We start from the raw sequence: 21,553 nt of genomic DNA, 5'->3' as shown, positions 1-21,553 counted from the left end.
GTTGTTTTCCTATCTTTGCTGTAGAACAAAACATTTTTTTTATGGAAGATTATGGCAAAAAAAAGATTTACAAGAAAATCATAGTAAAACTTCTAAGAGAGAAAAATCTCAATGTTGAAGAGCTTTTGACTTCCCTAAATGAAATTTTGAAAACAGATTATGGAATGGATGGCATATCCAGAAGAACTTTTGACAGGGCAAAGGAAAGCCTGTTGGAAAACGGATATACAATCAAATCCAGAAAGTTTGAAGGGAAAAGTTATTTTGTTCTTGAAGGTCATCCCGAAAATTTGAATTTGACGGAAGAGGAACAACTTACCTTACCCTTGCTTTTAGGGTTGTTGGATACCGAAAAAACGATGAACTCTGTAGAATGGATTAAATCCGTCCTAATGGATGAATTTGATTATAGCGAAGAAGATTTAAACCCGCATCCGCATTTTGTGCATATTGAGCCTGCTTTAAACAGTCAAGACCAGTTGCTTATATTGGCTGGCAGAATCATTGAATACATCAAAAAAGGGCAAGCCATTAAATTCTTGTATGACAAAAAAGGAATAGCAACATTCAAGCAAGTTGCTCCATTACAAATCAGGTATTATGATAACCGTTATTATTTATTGGGAACCGATATCGATGAAAATACAAACGAAGCAGAAGTATTATTAAAAAACTACACTCTTGATAAATTCATGGAAAAACAAGTGTATCCTGCAATATTGGAAGATGAAGATAATGACACAGTTGAAAAGTACATTTATTTCGATTACCAAGAACTGTATAAAAATAGCAATTTAGAATATTTACTCAACAACAGTTTAGGGATTTGGTATGACAAGGAAAATATATTAAAAACTTTTAAATTAAAATTTACCGATTGGGCAATGGGAATTGTCGAGAATAAAAAAATTCACCATTCACAACGCATCATAGAAAAACGCAAGGATTTTACCATCTTGGAAATTTCCGTTTGGGACAATCGAGAAATTGACTTTTTTGTAGGGAGGTTTGGAAATAAATGCGAGCGGTTGAATTAAACTTCTTACTTAGGTAGAATTTATAATAAATGATCGAAATATCCTTCCCACCATTGGATGGAAAAGACTTTTATTATTTTGAAATATAGTTGAAATTTGAAATGTTAGTTTTTGAAAACTTCATTTAGGACTCCTGCCAGGCGGATTCCGGCTTTTAGTATTTGGTTTTCGATTAATGGGGCGCAAGCGTCTACATAATCGTCGTTGATTTTGTTGCCGCCGGTTTTGTAGATTTGGGGTAGATAGGCCCTGGTGTCTGTAGCCCAATTGACAACATTGGTGTATTGAATTGCCCTGATTTCATTTTTGGAATAATTGTTGGCTTTTAGACAATCCTGTAGGGTGATTTTTTTGTATTCGATTATGCCGGAATCCCACAAGGAATGCAGGTTTGTGCCCCTGAAATTGTAGTTGAGCTGTATTGTATTGCCCCCTTTGTCTTCTCCATAACCTACGTGTAAAGGTTGGTGTAAGTCTCCCATTAAATGGAAAAGGATTTTTATTTTGGTGTTGATTTGTTCTTTGGAGAGGCTTTCCTTGTTTTGCAATTCTTTGATGGTAGTATTTAGTTGAAAAACAATGTTGTCTCCATTTGTTTCTACCACATTGGCGCCCTTGTCAAAATTGGCGTAATGGTAGGCTCTCATATAATCGTAGGAATGGTCACTTTTTACATTGTCCATCCAGTTGGCGGCTTCTTGGATTGTCATACCATCGAGGTATTTCAGGACTTCCTTTTTGGTGTTTTCGTCCATATAGTTAAAAGCTACCTCGGCCACCATTGCGTGTCCTTTACTGCCCCAGGCGAAAGTTTTGATTGGTAAAATAAGTAGTGTCAGTAAAAATGACAGGGTAATTAGGGCTTTGTTCATTGGATAAAATTTTTGGCAAATATAGGAGGAGTTAAGAGAAAGGGGAGTAATTTAACACTAATTGTTTTTGTAGCTGCAGGAAAAAGTAGCGTTGTTTTATAGATTTTTGTAATTTTATAAAAAAATATGCCATGATGATAGAGCCCACCGTACTTTCCCTGACAATCGAGGCCTCCAATGTTAGTTTACCCGTTGGGATGCCTGACTCGAATTTGTTTTCGCATTTTCAAACTAAAGCCATTGCATTATTGAAAGATGAGACTTTGGGGGTTCATCATTTTGGGATGGTTCCCGATAACAGTGCCGAGGGGAATGATGAATTATTGGTAGATGGGATTTTGTTTCGATTTGATGCAAACGAGGAACTTCTGGGAATTGATGAAGCTGCGGCACCGCATTTGGTAAAGCAAGCTTTTTTGGCCGTTGTTGAAAATAAAGAACCTGATTTTATTTCTGTATTGGATGAAGTTGGCCCAACCAAAAAAGAAATGACCATAGTATTTCATTTTTAATATTTCATATTTTTCTTGCCACCAAGTCGACTTGGTAGGGAAAAGCAAAGTGTTCGATTGGCTCGTGCTGTAACCATTTGGTTTCATCATCGCGTTTTAGAACGACCGGCATTCTTTTATTATGATTGTGTATTTCAGCAAGCAAGGGACTTGCCTCCGTGGTGAGGATAGTGTAGGTGTTTTTTAGCTCCCCCGTGTTCTTATCTACCCAATGGGAATACAATCCTGCGAAAGCAAACAATTCTTCGTCTGGCAGGCACAATTCATATTTTTGTTTGTTTTTACCTTTTGGATCCAGCCATTGCCATTCGAAATAGCCGTTGGCGATTACGAGGCATCTTTTGTTGACCGAATTTTTGAAGGATGGTTTTTCGTGGACGGTTTCTATTTTTGCGTTTAGGGTGTATTTTTTGATTTCTTCGTCTTTTGCCCAAGCCGGGATTAGCCCCCAATTGTAGTGTGTAATGATTTGTGGTGTTTCGTCGATTATGACCGGTGTTTCCGGAAAGTCAAAGCCGTTGATGTAGTTTTGCGGTTGGAACTCCAAGGGGTTGTCCAAGGTTGCCTTGAACCGTTTTTGTAGTTCTATGCCTGACTTTGATTGTTTGGAGTGGAAACACATGGGAAGTGGGAGGTTTGAGGTTAGAGGTTAGAAGTTAGAGGTTAGAAGTTAGAAGCGGGAGGTTAGAAGTTAGAGGTTTGAAGTTGGAGGTTAGAAATACTATTCAACATTTAAAGTTAGGAAAAAAAGTAATCAAGATTTTACAATGGAATGTTAATTGTTGAGCAGTTGCATTGTTTTTTCGTCTTTGGTTCCTTGGTAATATTTATCCAAGACTTTCTGAAATATTGGATCTGTATTCGTTATTTGCGCAAACAGGGTCATGCACGACTTCAATTTTCTGTCATCTGGTTTTCCGAAGATTTCGTTTGCCGTTTTTCCATTTATTTCCAAAACGGCTTTTGAAATTTCAATTAGTCTCTGACCCAAAACGGGATGTCGTAAATACTGGGTTGCTTCTTCCAGGTTTTTTATGGCATAGAATACATTATAGTCGGTGAAGCCCAAACCTGCGATTTGTGGAAAAATGAACCACATCCAATGGCTTTGCTTTTTACCTCTTGTAATTTCGGACAAGGCTTCATTGTATGTAGTTTCTTGAGCTTCCAAGAAACGATCTAAATTGTATTTTGTTTCCATAATTTAGAATTGATCTGTATATGTTGTGGATGCAATATCCTCTCGCATCTCAATCTAAAAACTACACGATAACTGCAAAGTGTTGATGGCACGTGTTCCGGTGTTGTGCAACAGGAGTTTCATTGTTCCTGCTGCGCACGCAACGACACTCTAGCTATAAGCAGCAGGTTTTGATAGTTATAATATTTAATCTATCCCCAATCCTCTATTAATTACTTGCATTTCTTTGTTGAATTGAATCTGTTCGAATACAGCTTTTCGCTTTTCTTCTGGCAAACATTGAATGCAAGTTGGATATTGAATGCCTTTGTAATAAATTTTACATTTAGGGCATAATTCCATATTATACAGGTCAAAGCTAGCTGCACATTTTCTACAAGCAGTTATTGTATCGTCAAAGGAAAGATACTTAATGTTATCATTTAGATATTCCAAAAATGCTTCTTTCTCAATCGATACCGTGTCTTTATTCTTTGCACGTTCCCTTTGCAACCAATATTTAATGTTTGATAAGTTATGCTTGTTTTTCCATATATCCTTTGATACAAAACACTTGTCTTGAACTTCGTATGCGTCCTCATTTTTATAAAAGATAGAAATGAGTTCATTTACCGAATTAAAAATTGGTTCGTCAAATTCGTGTTTACAATCAGTGCAACGATATTTTGGAGTTTTTCTCACTCTTTCACTAGGGTTTTTACTTTTACAATTAGGACATAAAAGAACTGGCAAATAATCATACATTTTTGATATGTGATTCCCAAACTCAGATTTGTCAATATCAGGATTTGCCTCTATATATTCTTTTGTATATACTCTTGTCGCACCTGTTTTATATTCTGTAAACTTTCTTGGATGAGAAAGATGCTGCAGCGTTAATACGTGTTCACTGGCACATATTTCACATTTTTCTTTAATGAATTTAGACCTTCTTTCTTTCCAGTCCTTCGTGTGCCAAGAATATTGTCCTTCTTTGAAGTCTTTCCAAAAATCTGCTTTTGCTATTTCTAATGAAATCTCGCAATTTGCTAATTTGTTCCTTAGCTCTATGAGTTCATTGTATGTCAACATATTAATTTTAGTTTATAAACGTTCTGTCGGGTAAATTTGCAATTAAACAGGGCGGTCGGGTTGGAACCTCAAAAAATTTATTAATTACCTCTACTGGAATGATAAGCATCATTATTGGGATTCATTTGATCAGCGTGATTATCAAGTTCATCTTGAGAATAGTTGCTATTACTATCATCTTCATAACTATTATTCCAATTATTTGGTCTACCGTCCATTCCTCTGCTCTGGTAATATTTATCGTTGTTTGGGTTAAGTTGATTTGATCTATTATTTTTTTCATCTTCAGTAAAGTCATAATCATTATCCCAATTTTTGGATTTTGAGTTATAACCGCGTTGTTGCCAAGCTGAATCGTTATCTATGTTTAATTGAGTCGAATTTCTATTTACTTTTATATACATATTGAATTTCACTTGACCTTGCTTCTCGCCATAATAGTCTTTGAAAGTTTCAAGAGTTAAGCTGTCTAATTCCTGAAACTCATTGCGATATGATTTCTTTGAAGATTTTTCAGTTTTAGAACCAAATAAGATTTTCAAATCATCGAATCTATGATTCCATTTCCCGTGAACTGCAGGATAAAGGATAAAATATCCAGCGTATACTCCTAGTATAAATTTAAATATACTATTATTTTTATTTTCCATTATTCACTAAATTTTTATCTATTCGTTTTTAATCCCTATTTAATTTTCGAGTTCTTTTAAAATTTTATTGACGTCTTCTTCGGTTGTGGTTAATTTTAGTTTGCATTTTTGGATTAGTTCGGTTGCTCTTTTTACTTTTTCGGATAGTTCGTCTACTGAGATTTCACCTTGTTCTATTTCGGTTACAATACCTTTTAATTCTTCGAAGGCTTTTGTATAGTTGAATTTTTCTTCCATTTTATTTTTTTATTTTTGTTATTGTACTGTCGATTGTGCCATTATATAACACGGTGCTTATTTTTTCTCCTTCAGCTAGCTGAGCTGCATCTTTTATTGATTTACCATTAAAGTATGTGATGCTGAAACCTCTTTTTAAAATGTTTATTGGATTTAGAATGGTTATGTTTTTATCTATGTTTCCGATAGCTAACCAGGAAGTTTTCAGTTGGAGTTTTGATTGGATACTAATTTTTTCTTGGTAATTATTTATGGAAACTTTGAGTTGGCTTAGGCTGAAAATTGTTGCTAAGCGGGTTTTCTCCTTGAATGAATTTAAGTTGGTATTGTTGTTTTTGATTATAAATTGTGATTGATGCTGGATTGAATATATGGCATTCTTGATTTTATGCTCATTAGTGTTTAACATATTTTCAGTAAAGGAGCGAAACAACTTTAGTTCTGATTGGAGCTTTGTGTTTTCCTCCGTTAGTATTCTTCTGGATTTGTCCACTAATTTATCTTTGGCTCTTTGGATTGGAACTGAAAAATTATGGAATTTTTGAATTAGGAATTCGGCTAATTTGGTTGGTGTGATTGCGTTGGTGTGTGAAATCATTTCGCACACTGTTTCATTTGTGACGTGACCAATTCCTGTTATTACCGGGATTGGGAATAGGGCAATTTCTTTGGCCAAAACATAATTGTTATAGCACGATAGGCCAATGTCTCCGCCACCGCCTCTGATGATGGCCACGACATCGAAATGGTGCTGCACTTTTTTGATTCTTTCTAATTGGGCAATGATGCTGTGAATGGCTTTGGGTCCTTGTAATACTGCTGGAAACAAGAAATGGAAAAACTTGTAATTCCAAGGATTTTTATCCATTACATCTTTAAAATCGCCATAGCCTTTGCTGGTTTCTACTGATATTATTGCGATTCTTTGGGGCAAAAGTGGAAGTTCTACTTTTTTGTTTTTATCGTAAATACCCTCGAGCTGCAGTTTTTTTATCGTTTCGAGCTTTTCTTTTTCTAAATCTCCTAAAGTGTATTGTGGGTCTATATCCAATATTTGAAGGGAAAGGCCAAATGCGGGATCGAAAATTATTTTGGCCAATAATAGAATTTTTATTCCATCTTTTAGTGGCTCTTTTAGCGTTTTTAGAAAATTGCGGTTTATGTTGTTGTAATCGCCTTGCCAAAGGATTGATTTGATTTGTGCAATTATTTTACCCTCTGATTTTTCCACTAATTCCGGAAAGCAATGGCCTGTTTTACTGTAATGATTGAGTTTGTTCATTTCGGCTTTCACCCAAAATGAACTGGTATACCTTTCCTCCAGCGTTTTTTTGATGCTGTTTGTTACCTCTAGTAGCGAAAAAACAGTCTTATCATTATTTTTTTCAGGCATTCCGGTTTCGGGTTTTGGATTGCATCAAATATAAGGGTCTTTATTAATAGTATTGTAAATGGGGTGGGATAAATTGATTTTGATTGTTGTAGATACTTATTGGAATGGGCACGGAATGCAATTCCGCGCTAACGGGTATGAGAATGTATTTTATAACTATTGGCTATATCTTATTAAATATTAAATAATCCATCTCATAATTATTGGAATGGGCACGGAATGCAATTCCGCGCGAGCGGGTTAAGAAAACCTAAACTTTCGGTTAAAAACTAATTTTTCAGATACAAAACCCTCTTTAAATCAATCCAAATGCCCAGCTTGCTTGTAGCGTGTATTGGGCGATTGCTATTTTATTCGATTAATTTTAATGTTTCTTCTAAATATTCATTTTGGTCACCAGTAAGAGGTTTTAAAACTGACCTTTCATTTTTCAAATCAGTTAAAATTAATTTAGCTTCATTTTTCATTAATTCTCTATTGTATTCCTCAGCTGTTTTTGGATTTTTCTTTGATTCAGCAAATGAGAAAATTATTTGTTCATTTTTTGGCTTGTTTTTATAAATAAATTTAAGAATCAATTTTCTGTTATCTTCATCTATATCTTCTTTGAAAATAGCATCTAATAAAAACGGTAATCTATGTATATATTCTGTATCTTCAATTACTCTATTAAAAGCAAAATAATAAGCTAACATAGTTTTCAAAAGCTCGACACCTTGTTTTGGAAAAATTCCCATCCAGTAAAGCAATGTGTACTTATCATCATCAAATTTTTTAACATTCAATTCATTTAAAAAATCTATAAAGTAATTTTTGAATTGAAAATCTCTCGAATTCCTTTCTTTCTTTATTTCATCATCAGTTTTGAATTTTTTTAATTCACTTATTTTTTTATTAAGATTAATTGTTGTTTCACCTATTTGAGTTAAAATATTCTCAGAAAGTTTGACTTTAGTTTTGTTATCTAACCAAGTACCAAAAGTTAAATCTTCAATTTTGTATTTATCTAATATTGAATAATCCTTCGTTACTTTTTCTTTTTGAATAGATATCTTTTCTTCTAGACTGTTAATAGTACTTTGTAAGTCTTTAAATTTTACTTTTATTTTTTCGATTTCTGCATTTGTGTTATTTACATCTTGCGAATACTCGTAGATGTTCTCTAATAAACTTGGTAAACTTTGTTTACAAGTAGGACAGTCGTCTTTTATTGGATTTTCTTTTTTAAGAGAAATTTTTACTTTATTTAAAATTTTTAATCTCTCTTCATAAAAAGTTACTTCGTTACATTTTACTATATATTTTTTCTCCGTTTGGATTAATTCATCCTTATTTTTTTTATATGAATCAATATATTCAATTGATTTAGAAATAAACGATTCATCTTTTAATTTTGAAAGATTTAATTCGTCATTTTGTTTTTCAATATTTGTTAGAAATTTGATTTGATTTTCAAAATCCTTCTTTTCTTTTTCTAGATTTTGTTTTTCTAATCTATCATATTCATTTGTAATACCTAAATAGTAATCATAATAATCATATTTAAAATTTCTAAAAAAATCTAAGCCACGAAATGATTTTAAAGCCAAAACCCATCCATAATCTTGAGCAACGTAATAAGGTAAAAACATAGCTTCTAAAGAAGCAAGTTTATATTCTCCAGAAGTTTCTAATTGTAGATTAAATCCACATAATTCAGCTAAATAATGTTTCAATTTAATATGTTCTTTAGATGAATTCCCAATAATACCCGAAAATTTTTCTAAAGGTTGGTTTTCTCTTTTAATATAAATAAAATCGTCATCTCTAACTATTGTAATATTTTCTACAAATTCTTTTTTTATCAGAAAATCTAATCTGAAGATTACCTTTTCTGATAGAATTTCGGCTAACTTATGTTTTTCGTCATTTATTCCAAAAGCATAATGAATCGCCTGAATTATTGTACTTTTTCCGGATGTATTTTTCCCGTGAATAATATTAATATCACTACTAAAAGTAGTAAAAAAGCTTGTATTACTTTTTTCAGAAAAAATAAAAAAGTTTTTATAAATTATTTGAGATTTCATAGTTAGTTTTCTGTTAAGTATAATACTTCAAAAAGCGCTGCAAATAGTATAGCTTTTAATTGCAAGTCATTAAATTTTGTTCTTTCAGAACTTTTAAATAACTCTAAAAGTTCAAATACACAATCTTCTTCTGAAAAAGAAGTTAAATTATTAATTTGTTTATTTACAAAGTTGAAAATCTTTTGATGTTCGGCTTCTTTGAAACTTTTAAATAAATCAAAAGCACTATCAAACGCTAACTCAAATGTTTCTTTTTCAATAATTCTTATTTTTAACTTTAAAGAAACTTCTGCTTTTTTTCTGTGCCAATAATCAAAACATTTGGCTTTTGTTGTTAAAATATTAAAAGCGTTTTCAACTTCAGAATTGCTTACTCTTTTGGTTTTATCTAATAGTTTTACAATATTACCTTTATTATAAGTGGTTTCAATTTTTCTAAATAAACTGATTAAAGTATCGATTGCTGCTCTTTTATCAAAAATCTGATTTTCAAACACTTCATCTATTTTACCTACAAGTTGATTTTCCTGTTCTTTTTCAGTTGTTGTAAAAGGTATCCAAATAAAACTTAAATTATCTAACTCCTTGTGTAAATCAATTTCAGTAATGTTTGTTTTTAATTTTTCTTTAATTTCGTTTGGTAAGCTTGTAAAAAGTGAATTTGGATTATCAGCTTTTATTGAAACAGAAACAGTTGGCAATTGCTCATTTTTTTTTGGTTTGTGTTCTAAATGTATGGTCTGATTAGAAGAGAAGTAAAGTATATGATTGTAATCTGAAGATTTAGAAATTTGATCTTGAATTAATTCTGTACCAGTTTTTAATAATTTAGTTATTATTCCAAACAATTCATTGTTTAAACGCCAAATATCGGGTGCCTTTTTTTTTGATTGATATGCTTCTATTAAAGATACTGTATCATTTTCATTCAAAAAGCAGAATAAAAAATCTTCGTGATGTTCAAGACAGACAAAGTATTTTTTATTTTGAAACTTACTAAAATAGTTTTCTAATAACAAAAAAATAGCAGTATTCCTTTGCAAAGCGAATCCGTTTTGTGCGTCTGGTCCTGAATTTATTGTTTTATCTGTCATTTAACGTCTCGTTTTTTTTTAGGGTGTCGCCCAACTCATTTATATGTGTGACAAAATCACACAAAGCGATCTGTTTTAGGGTAGCTATATATGATAAACATCATATGTAAGTTTTACCAAATATATAAATTAATACCGAAAACACTGATAAAAAACATACTGTTTTATTTCTATTTTCTAAAGTAAGTTCTTTTGAGTTAGGGGTTTTACGGGAAACCGTAAAGGCTGGTTTTTTATGCTTATTTTGAAAGTTTAGTTTTTGAATAAGGTTGCGCAACAACTGTGGCTGTTGACGGTAGTAGCTTTATTTAATTCTTTTAACTTGAACAGTACAACCTTCAACTTCCATTCTGTAATTCCAACCGTCATTATAGATAGTAGCGTCTGGACGATATGAATAATTGTATTCATAATCATATTCATCTTGTTGCCAAACTTCCCCGTTTTCCATTACAAAAATGCTATCTCCATTCCAGCCATTGAAATCGCTAACAATTGTGTGGCGAGAAATATCTTTAGCCTGTTTGACTTCTACAAATTCGCTCTGACCGTCAATTGCAAAATAATATCTGTCACTATGTTCATAAATAGTAATTGATGGATTATATTCATAATGATACCAATATTTGTATTCTTTTTGAATCCAGCCTGTTCCGTCTGTCAAGTAAAATAATCTTTCTTTTCTAAAACCTCTAAATCTACCTCGGATTTGAGATTTTTTAACTGCTCTTCCTTTGTTTTTTAAATCGTTGATATTCATAGGTGTCTTTTTATAGGAATGTGTCTTGCTATTGCCGCCAACGTTTCTCTGCTTTGAAATGGCTGGAAGTTCGTAACCTTTCAGTTTTCAACTTAACGAAAATTTGATGCGAAACAGTAATTCCACTAAATTCCAACTAGCTCAAAATGGCTGTTACCCGCAGGCTTTATATTCTTTCGTTGTTAAATTCCTCTCCGTTAATTGTGAATATTGTTGCGTGTTCTTTTCCATTTTCATCATTATAAGTCATTCGCATCTGAAGTCCTTGGATAATTTCGGGTACTTTCGGTTTTATCAATTCGTCTGCTTCAAGATGAGTTCCTTCGAAATAATTTTCAAAACTTGCTCTTAATTCTAAGTCTGCATAAGGTGGTAAATTGTTTATTTTAGATAATGAATCAATTGAGCTGAAATTCGTTCCACCTATTTGCTCAATTTTTATATTAAAAGCGGGAAATCTTGAATTGTTATAAAGTGCAATTTTAAAATTCCAAACCAAATTCCAAATAATTATTGGTTTGTTTTCGCCAAGAACAATTACATTTCCGTAAAGTTCTTTATTTTTATAGCTATATCCTCTATTCCACTTTTGGCTATTTGACCATATTAGGTCAGCTTCTATAAAAGGCCTTTCTGTTTTTAATTCGACGCCTAATAATTGTTTGTTCATTTCATTTTCTGAATATTCTTTCCAATCATAAAGCATTGTCACAGAAAATGCATTTGGATCTTTATCTATTAGTGTTGAACAATTGACACATAGCCAAATTCCGTTTTCAATATCTTTTCTTTGCTCTGTTGTTAAAACTCCATTGTATCTTGGACCTCCCGGTGAAGCAGCAGTAATATGTGCGGCAACTCCAACTATTGTCGCTTTATCTTTCGCAGTATTAGGTCCGACTGTTGCTTTTCTGCAGTTTGGGTTTGAACATTGATATCCGACTCTTTTAGCAAGTATATCTACTGTTTTAGTTGTGAAATTGTCTCTGTTTAATGCCATTGTTTGTTGGTCTGGTTAGCTTGTGGGTAACTTGTATATACTCGCTATCAAGCAGCACCTATACACCCATAATTGGATAGATTGTCGCTAATTTGTAGCATTTGTTATTTCCTCAAATATATAAATTAATACCGAAAACACTGATAAAAATCCTATTGTTTTTTTTCTATTTTCAAAAGTAAGTCCTTTTGGTTCAAGGATTTTACGGGAAACCGTAAAGGTTATTTTTTTTATTTTTCTAGTTTCAGTAGCTGTGGGAAGGATTGGAGAGGAGGGGGAAGGTTTTGGAGAAGGAACCACCCCGCCCTGCGGGCACCTCCCGAATTGTTAGGGACAGGCTCTCCAGCAATGTCATTAAGTTAAGGATTTATTTGCCATTTCGACCAATGGGAGAAATCGCATAATGTGAGCAACTGATGTGATTGCTACGCCTGTTCGCTTCGCTCGGGTTCTCCTTTGTCGAAATGACAAAAAAATGATGATTTTCTTTATCCGGGTATCATTTTCTGTCTGGGCAAGTTAATTTCGTGTTCTTGTGGATAGGGTGCCCGATTTGTCATACTCACGTCTTCCCGAATTTGTTGGTGGACTTTGTATTGCCTGTCGGTGGTATTTGAAAATCTTGGATCGGGAATGAAGGGCATTTTTGCCATTTTGAGCACTGTGATGGTCGGAAAATGGAAATCGACTTCCACGTTACCCAAAAGCAAATAACAGCCACCGCCTTGAAACGGATATTTTTCTAGGCTGTCGGCAAAATGTGCCGTGTCGAAATATACTCCTTCGCTGTCTATCCAAGTGCCAAAAAACATTGTTCCCCTATTGGTAGGCACGTGTTTTCTGGAAATCAGATAGGCGAGCATTTTTACCGATTTTTTATGGTGAGCGAGCAAGTCCTTGGCCATCACTTTTCCCCTATAGGTGGTTTGCAACAAATCGAAAGGCGAACAGGAGACTGGAAAACTGAGCAATTCTATTTCATCGAAGGCGTCTTCAAAAGCAGCGCGTTCGAGAACGGGCAGTTTATAGTCTTTGACCGGTTCTTGAATCAGCATCAGGTTGCGGTTTTCGGGTTTGAAGTTTACCAGGATTAATCGGGCTATGACCAGCAATTGGTTTTTGGTTTTGCCCGTAAAACGAAAGGCACCAATAAAAATCAGGATCTGGATGCCTTCAATGCCTATCGGGATTCGGTTTATGAAATCTTCCAAGGATTTGAATTCTCCTTTTTCTTTGCGCTCCGCAATAATGCCGTGTGCTATTCTAGTTTCCAATCCTTCCAAGTGCATCAAGCCCAGATAGACATCGGTGCCGTAAACCGAAGTTTCGTATTCACTCTTGTTGACGCAAGGATTGTGTATTGTAGCTCCAGACATCCGAGCTTCGTGAATGTACACTTCGGTTCGGTAAAAGCCTCCCTGATTGTTAATGACCGCCACCATAAATTCGACCGGATAGTATGCCTTCAGGTACAAGCTTTGGTAACTTTCGACAGCATAAGAGCCTGAATGCGCCTTGCAAAATGAATAGCCAGCGAAAGATTCGATTTGTCTGTATATTTCTTCGCTCAACTTTTGTGGGTGTCCTTTTTTGGCACAGGAAACAAAAAAGTCCTCCTTCACTTTTTGCAAGGCCACCAACGAGCGCCCTTTGCCACTCATGGCACGTCGCAAGATGTCACCATCTGCAGCGGGAAGCCCACCATAATGCAAGGCAATCTTGATCACGTCTTCCTGATAGACCATAATGCCGTAGGTTTCGCCCAGCTGTTCCTTAAAAACATCGTGGAAATATTCGAATTTGTCGGGGTTGTTGTGCCTGAAAATGTATTCTTTCATCATACCCGACTTTGCCACCCCTGGGCGAATTATTGAGGAAGCTGCCACGAGCGTTTTGTAATTGTCGCATTTGAGTCGGCGAAGGAGTCCTCGCATTGCGGGGCTTTCAATGTAAAAGCATCCTATGGTTTTTCCTTGTTCCAAGAAGCTATTGGCCTTGGCCTCATTTTTGGACAGGGCCGTGTTGCGGATGTCCACTTTGATGCCGCGGTTCTTTTGAATCAGCTTAACAGTGTCGTCAATATGTCCAATCCCTCGTTGGCTTAAAATATCGAACTTTTCAAAGCCTATATCTTCGGCCACGTGCATGTCGAAAAGCACAATGGGAAAGCCTTTTGGGGGCATCTCCAAAGGCGTATAATTGGTAATGGGTTCCTCCGAAATCAATATGCCACAAGAATGCATGCTTCTTTGATTGGGGTATTTTTCGAGCATCATTCCGTATTCCTGCACAAACTTTACCACTGAATTTTGGTCGTGTGAAGCCATCGGGTTTTTGGCCAACCTATCCAGTTCTTCTTTTGGCAAGCCAAAAACCTTGCCCACTTCCCTGAATATTGACCTGTATTTGAATTCCACATTGGTACCGCAAAACGCCACGTGATCGGCACCGTAGCGATTGAAAATGTATTCGAGAATGGTATCCCGTTCTTTCCAGGACCAGTCTATGTCAAAATCGGGTGGGCTTTTGCGGTTGACGTTGAGGAAGCGTTCAAAATACAAATCCAGTTCTATCGGGCAAATGTCGGTAATACCCAAGCAATAACTGACTATGCTGTTGGCACCGCTGCCGCGCCCGATATGCAAAAACCCCCGACTGTTGCTGTAGCGGATGATGTCCCATGTAATCAAGAAATAGCCACTGAATTTTAGTTCGTCAATCACTTTCAATTCTTTTTCCACCCTGGCTTTTGCCTCGGGATTATTGTCGCCGTATCTCCACACCAATCCTTGATGCGCAAGAGTTGTCAGCAACGCCATATCGGTTTCTCGATTGTTGGTATAATACTTTTTATTTTTAGGAGTCTGGAAATCGAATTGGAAATTGCATTCCTGAATTATTTTTTCTGTATTGGCCACTATCTCGGGGAACTCTTCATATTTTGCCAGTAGTTCCTCCAAAGGCTGCATTTTTTCGGACGTTTTGCAGTAATCGTCTTCCACAAGCTTTGACAAGATGATGTTTGTATCGATAGCCCGAAGGATTTTATGGAGGTTGAATTCCTTTTTTGTGCGGAATGTTATGGGTTGCAGCACCACCATTTTTTGCTGTTTGCTTTTCCATTCTGGCAGGTATAATTTGATGAGTTGTTCCGGACGAATGCCGACAAATTCGTTTTCTTTCAAAGCCGCAGGAACATTTTCAAAGGGGTAAATTATAAATACCTCTTTAAAATCAGGGGCTTCCAAAGGCAAAGTCATATTCTCGAAATTATGCTTGGTCAAGAACCGGTTCATTTCTGCCAGTCCTTCCGCATTTTTGGCCAAGCCGATATACCGTAATTTATGGTTGCAGCGAAATTCTATTCCGACCAATGGTTTTATACCCAGATCGTTGCACCCTTTGATGAAATCATAAATGCCGGTAACCGTGTTGATGTCTGTCAATGCCATAGCTTTCACACCAGATGCAACGGCTTGTTGTATCAAGTCTGTCAGCGGTATGGTGCCATAACGCAAGGAATGAAAGGAGTGGCAGTTGAGGTACATAGGGGGAAGATGTTTGTTGTTTGTTGTTTATTGTTTATTGTTTATTGTTTATTGTTTGTTGTTTGTTGTTTAATGGTTTATAGTTTAGGGGATCGTTTTAAGATTTCGTCTTTATTGTTGGGTTTGAAGGTTGCGCCTGCGCAACGCATTACGGCATCAAAACCGTAACGGCTTTTCATTTTATCCATTGCCGCATACAGGGACAGCATTTCTTCGGTATCTTCGAATAGATTGATTTGGTAAGTACCTCGAACCAATCCGCTGAAGCGGATTCCGATTAATCGGAGGCGCATTCGGCGTTGGTATAATTTATCAAATAATTCCATCACGTTTTTGGTCAGGATGTGATCGGCCGAGGTATAGGCTATTTTGCATTGTTTGGTTTCGGTATCGAAATTGGCATAACGAATTTTGACTACAACAGTCGAAGTTAGCCATTGTTCGGAACGCAGTTGGAAGGCCAGTTTTTCGACCATACCGATTAGGATGGTTTTTAGTTTCACCATATCGATGGTGTCTTGGGAGAATGTATGTTCTGAAGAGATTGATTTTCTCTCGGAATAGGGTTCCACGGGATTGTTATCAATACCATTGGCTTTTTTCCAAATTTCGATGCCGTTTTTTCCAATCATTTGTTGGAGTACCTCAGCCGGCATTTCCGAAAGGGTTTGAATTGTACGAATTCCAATGCGTGATAATAGTCGAAACGTTACATCGCCCACCATTGGTATCTTTTGTATCGATAAAGGGTTTAAAAATGGTTTCACCATGTGTTCCGGTATTTCCAAATTCGTTTTTTGTTTTCCTTCGCCTGTTCCAATTTTAGAAACGGTTTTGTTGACCGATAAGGCAAAAGTCAGGGGTAATCCGGTTTCTTTTGTGATCTTTTGCGCCAGTTCGTTTGTCCATTTGTAACTGCCATAGAATTTATCCATACCCGTTATGTCGAGGTAAAATTCATCAATGCTGGCTTTCTCTACCACTGGTGCTTTTTCCTGAATAATTTCAGTAATTGTATGGGAGAATTTGGAATATAATTCCATATCGCCTTTCAAAACTTTGGCCTGAGGGCAAAGTTTTAAAGCCATATTTATCGGCATAGCGGAACGCACCCCAAAATGACGTGCTTCATAGGAACAAGAGGCCACGACGCCACGGTCACCACCGCCAATAATCAACGGAATGCCTTCCAACTGAGAGTTGGTTAGTCTTTCGCAGGAGACGAAAAAAGTATTCATATCGAGGTGTACAATTGCCCTTGTCATTTTCTTTAATTTCTAGGTTACAAAATTAGTACAGGTTGTAACAAAAATGTTTATATTTGCTGTTACAAATTGTAACAAAAACAAGATGTCGTTATTTTCAGACAATATCAGGAGCCTACGGCTGCACAAAAAAATTTCGCAGGAAAAGCTGGCTGAAAGCCTGCTCATCACGCGTGGACGTTACGTGAAATATGAAGACGGAACTTCGGAAGCTCCGTATGAAATACTGAAGAAAATTGCCCATTATTATCATATCAGCATTGACCTACTGCTTTCCGTGGATGTGCGGAAAATACCGATGGACAATTTATTGCAATTGGAAAACAATAGATTGGTATTGCCTATCACGGTCGACACGAACGGGGAGAATTTTATTGAAGTCGTCACCCAAAAAGTCAAGGCCGGTTACTTAAATGGTTATGCCGATCCCGAATATATCGAAAGCCTGCAACATATTTCATTGCCTTTTTTGGGGCCAGGCAAGTACAGGGGTTTTCCGATTGAAGGCGATTCGATGCCTCCCCACGAAGATGGCAGCATCATCATCGGGCGGTATATTGAAAAGTTGGGAGACGTCAAGGATGGCAGAACTTATATCCTGATTACCAAAAGCGAAGGCATGGTGTACAAGCGTTTGAATAAAAACAAAACCAATGCCCTGGTTGTTGCATCAGACAACAATTTTTACCCTGCTTATGAAGTCAAGGTTTCGGATATTCTCGAAATTTGGGAGTACGAGTGCAATATCGGGCGAAATGACAGCAAACAAGAGAATCCGGAAACGGCCAATGTCGTGAACATGTTTTTGGAGTTGAAAAGGGAGATTGGGGAATTGAAGGGAAGAACCCCCTAACCCCCTAAAGGGGGAATTGTTTACCCCCTAACTCCAGATTGCCGCACGACACTCTGTTGCGTTCGCAATGTCAGGGGAACTACAGTAGTGTTTATTTTTACGGTAATTTGTATAGAAAGTGACTTTCCAGATTACCAATAACTTTGAAGACATTTGACCAATCTTGTTTATCGTCGTCGGTGAGGTTTACTTCCTCTGTGTTGGCAATGTAAACTTCGGTGGCACCGAACTTTTTTAATTCAATAAAACTGTCCAATTCTTCGTCCGCACTTTCTTTTTGTTTTAGTGTTTCAATTAGTTTTAAATAATCCACACTGGCAGGCAAGAAATATTGCAAATAATCATTAGCAATAACATGGGCTTCATCACCATACTCTAAGGCGTATTTGAAGAATTTGTCGTATTTGGGATTTAGAATATTTAGATTTTTAGTGCTAGTTGCGTTTGGAATTGTAATCGTCTCCATTACTTCACCACCTAGTTTCAAGATATTGATGTTTACTCCTAATCTTTTTGCTAATTCAGTGGCTAATTTCTTTGGGTTGCCAATATCTAAATTGTGTGCACAGAATATAATGGGTTCATCAAAATCAAATTCTCTATTTTCCATAATTCGAAGTATTAGATTTAAACAAAGTTAGAGAATTATATTGTGTTTTTGGAAAAGGGATTGAAAATGTTGTTAGGGGGTTAAGCGGTTATTGGTTAATCGGTTAGAGTTTGCCCCCTAGCCCCCTAAAGGGGGAATTGGAAATTATTAGATATGTATCTTTTCAGTACATAATCATAGTTTTCTTTACCTAATAAATTTTTGTTTTTAATAATGTATTCACTTGCAGAAATAAAACCACAATATTCCACACGGTCATCAACTTTAATTTCTTGCAAAAATTCATCTACAAGGTTTTTAAAAGTAATTAGAGTTTCTTTATAGTTACTTACATTTTGTTCAAATTTATTATAGAATGGATTGTCTAAGCAAAAACTGTAGAGTTTAAATTTCTTGTTTATATACTGGGGCTTATTCATAATATTTATAATTCCGAGTAAGTGACTACACAGTTGCTTTATTCCTCCACCATAGATGTTTTGATTTTCATATTTTTTTATAACAGTTTTAATAAATCCCATAAATTGTTCAGCTATATCAGAACGCTTGTATTCTGTTTTAGTAAAGTATTTCTGTTCAAACAAAATTCTATTTTTACTTATGCTATTAATTTCAAATGCTTTAACCTCAAACAATTCAATTGTTTGGGATTTCAAATCTTCAAACTTAACATCAATTTGGGCATCTCTATCAAAAACTTCCATAGGGAATTCAAATTGTAAAGTAGAATTATTAATGCCCGAAAAAACATTATAAGCAAATGCTTGAGAACTTTTTAAACTTCCAGCCCACCTATGATATTTAAAATTTATTGGCGGTAAGGTTATGAAATTTTCCGTTGTACATTTAAGTACAAAATTGTGCTTGCTATTTGTAATTAGAGGAATGTTGTTATTTTTAAACCCAATAATTACAAAATTTTCTATTTCTTCTTTAAAATTCATATTGTTAGTTTTTTTTGAATGAAGGTTAACTATTGGTCGATACGTAATGGGCAAGTAATGGAGTACATAGCGAGTTGTTACAAATTTAATGAGTTAGCTTTGATGAAATTCGTAATAATTTCACTGATACTATCCAACAAGTCTTTTGAAATACTATTTGTCAACTGCCTTGTATGTATTAACAATTTCGGATTAAATCCAGAATGAATTCCAGAATGAATCCATATTTTATCTCTACCAGGATAATCATATATGTAATCAAATTTCACTTTGAACAATTTAGAAACTTCGCCAGAATATGTTTCAATATAATTACTGTCATTAGCAAAAATTACGATTATCGAAAATTGTTCAATGAAATTAGTATTAAAAAATGCAAGCTTTCTTTTTTCTAATTCGGTTCTAAAATCAATTTGTTTTTTAGCTGTATTAGTTGTTTTAGCTGGCATATTGCTAAATTCAGTTGTAAAAATATTTTCTAAGAAAGTAATTTCATACTTGTCTTTTTTTGGGTTATCGTCAATTATACAAAGTTTAGAAACTATTTTGTCATAAAGTTTTTGATATCGCTGCCAAGTATGGTTTAGGTTTCGCAAATGAGGTTCTATGGGGATATACCTTTTTGAATAATCGAATTCTTTAACCTTCCAAGATTTTGTGTTTCCGTGAAATATTTCTGTTCCAATGTCAGTGCCAGCCTCTTTGCCAATAAATAAGATTTTTGCATTAGGATTACCTAAACCCACGTATTCATTGTCAGGTAATGTTTTTAGTAGTTCTTCAAAATTTTTATTATATACCATATCTGTATTTTAAATTAAGTTTTAGATAATTGGAAAGTGAGGAATGTTATTCCGTAAAGAGTATTTATTATATTTAAATTTTTTTCACCTCAAAATTTCCAGAGCTTTTGTATGATTTAGCTTGTGAGTTAAAGCCAAGCCGTTCTATTGCTTTTTCAATATCTTTAAAATCTGGAGTTGGAGTTGTGGCTGAAACTACTTGAAATTCATAATTTTTTGGCATATTGCCATAATTACCATTTGCTTTTAATTTATACACTGCCATAATTATTTTTAATAAAATTGTTACTAAAAAATTCTGATTTTCTCAAATATATGTAAAGTTAGAAAGTGTAAATTAGAATAGATTACGGTTTTCCTCATTTGGGTGAAATATTTTGAAAAAATATTTATTGAGGGGATTATTACTTTTCGTATAAAGGTTATTTGTGTAGAAGAAATGGTGGGGAGTGACCCCCTGACCCCCTAAAGGGGGAACTTGAAAGAGACGTTATGGGTTAAGCGCATAGAGGATTGATTTTTGATTATAGGATGTTCTTAGATTTTTTTCATTAAAAATTCTCCAAGACCTATTTTTAATGCCAATCGATTTTCAGTTAATTCAAGAATTAATAACTCAAATTTTTCCGTTCCTGTATCTAAAATTATGGATTTGGAATTATTAATATTAAATGCCCATTTACCATTCATGTTTTGTCCAAAAGCAAAAGCTACAAAGTCGCCATTGCTTTTAAATTCAAAAGTCAATTTATTGATTATATCTGATTTCAAACTTTCTCTTCCGAGTTTATCTATTCCTTTATTTGTAGCTTCTTTGAAAATCCATTTGCCATTTAATAATTCTGAATTTTGAGCATTTACAGTAGAATAAATTCCGATAAAAGCAAGAATTGTGAATAATCGTAGTATAGGTTTCATTTGAAATATAATATTGGTTATTAAATGGGTGGTTTAAGCAGGGAGCTGTTGTTTACCAAATTTTAGTTTGTCAATTAGTTTCCTTTTATGACTCTCCAAATTTTTACATTTGGCGGGAATCGATTTTCTTCTACATATTTTATGAAAGCAGAAAATTGGGCTGCATCGGTTGCGTCTGGTTGCAGTTTTACATATTCTTTTGAAGTTTCCAGCATTCGGCTTGTTTCATCGTAGGTTAGACCTTCGGTATAGAGCAAGTTTCTGTATGATTTTGCAATAAAGAAATTGACCGCGAAAAACTGGGGTGAAGTGTCGGCAATTAGAGGATATGCTTTTTCGAAATACATTATCGCTTTTCTAAAGTTATTTCCATTTTGAAAATTATTAATTCCTGAATACCAAAGTGCTCCGGTGTTGTTTGGTTCTTTGGACAAGACTTTATCCAGCTGCTTTTCGGCTTCGCTGTATTTCCCTTGATTGGTCAAAGCTAATCCAAGTTGGGTTTGATATACTAGATTGTTTTTTTCTGATTTTATGGCTTCTTTGAAGAGTTCCTCCGCTTCCTTGTTTTTATCTTGACTCAATAGTTTGTTTCCTTCGTCGAGGTAGTTGCGCTGTGCAAAGGTTATGAATGGGATTAATAGTGCGAGATATAGAAGTTTTTTCATAATGCGAATGTTGAAGGAATAACTGCTAGCTAAGAATTTATTGCTTTA

The 21,553-nt window shown here is 34.9% G+C and carries 22 protein-coding genes; 3 read left to right on the top strand and 19 right to left on the bottom strand.

The features are described from left to right. The first annotated feature begins 41 nt into the window (after nucleotides 1-41). Nucleotides 42-1,037, top strand: coding sequence for a helix-turn-helix transcriptional regulator (locus OZP13_RS04925; RefSeq protein ID WP_281298864.1), 996 nt, complete (start codon nucleotides 42-44; stop codon nucleotides 1,035-1,037). Between the two features lie 104 nt (nucleotides 1,038-1,141). On the opposite strand, the gene OZP13_RS04920 is transcribed toward OZP13_RS04925, so the two are convergent. Next, nucleotides 1,142-1,909 carry a S1/P1 nuclease gene (locus tag OZP13_RS04920; protein WP_281298863.1) on the bottom strand — a complete coding sequence of 256 codons (768 nt, stop codon included), beginning with the start codon at nucleotides 1,907-1,909 and terminating at the stop codon, nucleotides 1,142-1,144. A 131-nt stretch (nucleotides 1,910-2,040) separates the two neighbouring features. Here OZP13_RS04920 and OZP13_RS04915 point away from each other — a divergent pair, with 131 nt between their 5' ends. Beyond that, nucleotides 2,041-2,421, top strand: a complete 381-nt coding sequence (locus OZP13_RS04915; protein WP_281298862.1) for a hypothetical protein — start codon at nucleotides 2,041-2,043, stop codon at nucleotides 2,419-2,421. Nucleotides 2,422-2,425: 4 nt separating this feature from the next. On the opposite strand, the gene OZP13_RS04910 is transcribed toward OZP13_RS04915, so the two are convergent. The 12 genes from OZP13_RS04910 to dinB form a co-directional block, all read right to left on the bottom strand. Beyond that, nucleotides 2,426-3,043: an SOS response-associated peptidase gene (locus OZP13_RS04910; protein ID WP_269243605.1), complete on the bottom strand. Its 618-nt coding sequence runs from the start codon at nucleotides 3,041-3,043 to the stop codon at nucleotides 2,426-2,428. 153 nt (nucleotides 3,044-3,196) lie between these two features. Further along, on the bottom strand, nucleotides 3,197-3,622 hold the full coding sequence (locus OZP13_RS04905; protein WP_281298861.1) for a DUF1810 domain-containing protein: 426 nt from the start codon (nucleotides 3,620-3,622) through the stop codon (nucleotides 3,197-3,199). Between the two features lie 186 nt (nucleotides 3,623-3,808). Further along, the gene (locus tag OZP13_RS04900) at nucleotides 3,809-4,693 is read right to left on the bottom strand and encodes a hypothetical protein (RefSeq protein WP_269242715.1); all 885 of its coding nucleotides are present in this window, start codon (nucleotides 4,691-4,693) and stop codon (nucleotides 3,809-3,811) included. 80 nt (nucleotides 4,694-4,773) lie between these two features. Next, nucleotides 4,774-5,343 (bottom strand): hypothetical protein, encoded by a 570-nt coding sequence (locus OZP13_RS04895; RefSeq protein WP_269242714.1) that lies wholly within the window; start codon nucleotides 5,341-5,343, stop codon nucleotides 4,774-4,776. A 39-nt stretch (nucleotides 5,344-5,382) separates the two neighbouring features. Then, nucleotides 5,383-5,580, bottom strand: a complete 198-nt coding sequence (gene xseB / locus OZP13_RS04890; RefSeq protein WP_269242713.1) for an exodeoxyribonuclease VII small subunit — start codon at nucleotides 5,578-5,580, stop codon at nucleotides 5,383-5,385. Between the two features lies 1 nt (nucleotide 5,581). Then, nucleotides 5,582-6,973, bottom strand: coding sequence for an exodeoxyribonuclease VII large subunit (gene xseA / locus OZP13_RS04885; protein WP_269242712.1), 1,392 nt, complete (start codon nucleotides 6,971-6,973; stop codon nucleotides 5,582-5,584). A 350-nt stretch (nucleotides 6,974-7,323) separates the two neighbouring features. Further along, nucleotides 7,324-9,042 carry a hypothetical protein gene (locus OZP13_RS04880; protein ID WP_281298860.1) on the bottom strand — a complete coding sequence of 573 codons (1,719 nt, stop codon included), beginning with the start codon at nucleotides 9,040-9,042 and terminating at the stop codon, nucleotides 7,324-7,326. A 2-nt stretch (nucleotides 9,043-9,044) separates the two neighbouring features. Then, nucleotides 9,045-10,136 carry a hypothetical protein gene (locus OZP13_RS04875; RefSeq protein WP_281298859.1) on the bottom strand — a complete coding sequence of 364 codons (1,092 nt, stop codon included), beginning with the start codon at nucleotides 10,134-10,136 and terminating at the stop codon, nucleotides 9,045-9,047. Between the two features lie 304 nt (nucleotides 10,137-10,440). Next, entirely contained in the window at nucleotides 10,441-10,896 is a 456-nt protein-coding gene (locus OZP13_RS04870) for a hypothetical protein (protein ID WP_269242707.1), read from the bottom strand. A gap of 166 nt (nucleotides 10,897-11,062) precedes the next feature. Beyond that, nucleotides 11,063-11,896, bottom strand: coding sequence for a hypothetical protein (locus OZP13_RS04865; protein WP_281298858.1), 834 nt, complete (start codon nucleotides 11,894-11,896; stop codon nucleotides 11,063-11,065). A gap of 488 nt (nucleotides 11,897-12,384) precedes the next feature. Then, nucleotides 12,385-15,444: a DNA polymerase III subunit alpha gene (locus OZP13_RS04860; RefSeq protein ID WP_281298857.1), complete on the bottom strand. Its 3,060-nt coding sequence runs from the start codon at nucleotides 15,442-15,444 to the stop codon at nucleotides 12,385-12,387. A gap of 77 nt (nucleotides 15,445-15,521) precedes the next feature. After that, the gene (gene dinB, locus OZP13_RS04855) at nucleotides 15,522-16,709 is read right to left on the bottom strand and encodes a DNA polymerase IV (RefSeq protein WP_281298856.1); all 1,188 of its coding nucleotides are present in this window, start codon (nucleotides 16,707-16,709) and stop codon (nucleotides 15,522-15,524) included. 85 nt (nucleotides 16,710-16,794) lie between these two features. Here dinB and OZP13_RS04850 point away from each other — a divergent pair, with 85 nt between their 5' ends. Then, a complete protein-coding gene (locus OZP13_RS04850) occupies nucleotides 16,795-17,562 on the top strand; it encodes an XRE family transcriptional regulator (RefSeq protein ID WP_281298855.1) in 768 nt (255 codons plus the stop codon). A 97-nt stretch (nucleotides 17,563-17,659) separates the two neighbouring features. Here OZP13_RS04850 and OZP13_RS04845 read toward each other — a convergent pair whose 3' ends face one another. The 6 genes from OZP13_RS04845 to OZP13_RS04820 form a co-directional block, all read right to left on the bottom strand. Then, on the bottom strand, nucleotides 17,660-18,172 hold the full coding sequence (locus tag OZP13_RS04845; protein WP_281298854.1) for a hypothetical protein: 513 nt from the start codon (nucleotides 18,170-18,172) through the stop codon (nucleotides 17,660-17,662). 125 nt (nucleotides 18,173-18,297) lie between these two features. Continuing rightward, nucleotides 18,298-19,116, bottom strand: a complete 819-nt coding sequence (locus tag OZP13_RS04840; RefSeq protein ID WP_281298853.1) for a hypothetical protein — start codon at nucleotides 19,114-19,116, stop codon at nucleotides 18,298-18,300. A 77-nt stretch (nucleotides 19,117-19,193) separates the two neighbouring features. After that, the gene (locus OZP13_RS04835; protein ID WP_269242699.1) at nucleotides 19,194-19,919 is read right to left on the bottom strand and encodes a hypothetical protein; all 726 of its coding nucleotides are present in this window, start codon (nucleotides 19,917-19,919) and stop codon (nucleotides 19,194-19,196) included. Nucleotides 19,920-19,992: 73 nt separating this feature from the next. After that, nucleotides 19,993-20,184 (bottom strand): hypothetical protein, encoded by a 192-nt coding sequence (locus tag OZP13_RS04830; RefSeq protein ID WP_281298852.1) that lies wholly within the window; start codon nucleotides 20,182-20,184, stop codon nucleotides 19,993-19,995. Between the two features lie 272 nt (nucleotides 20,185-20,456). Beyond that, nucleotides 20,457-20,837 carry a hypothetical protein gene (locus tag OZP13_RS04825; protein ID WP_281298851.1) on the bottom strand — a complete coding sequence of 127 codons (381 nt, stop codon included), beginning with the start codon at nucleotides 20,835-20,837 and terminating at the stop codon, nucleotides 20,457-20,459. A gap of 74 nt (nucleotides 20,838-20,911) precedes the next feature. Next, complete coding sequence (locus OZP13_RS04820) at nucleotides 20,912-21,505, bottom strand: tetratricopeptide repeat protein (RefSeq protein ID WP_269242696.1); 594 nt, start codon at nucleotides 21,503-21,505, stop codon at nucleotides 20,912-20,914. Nucleotides 21,506-21,553: the final 48 nt, after the last annotated feature.

Source organism: Flavobacterium limnophilum (assembly GCF_027111315.2).
In the GTDB taxonomy this organism is placed as follows: domain Bacteria; phylum Bacteroidota; class Bacteroidia; order Flavobacteriales; family Flavobacteriaceae; genus Flavobacterium; species Flavobacterium limnophilum.
This window is presented reverse-complemented; position numbering and strand designations above follow the sequence as displayed.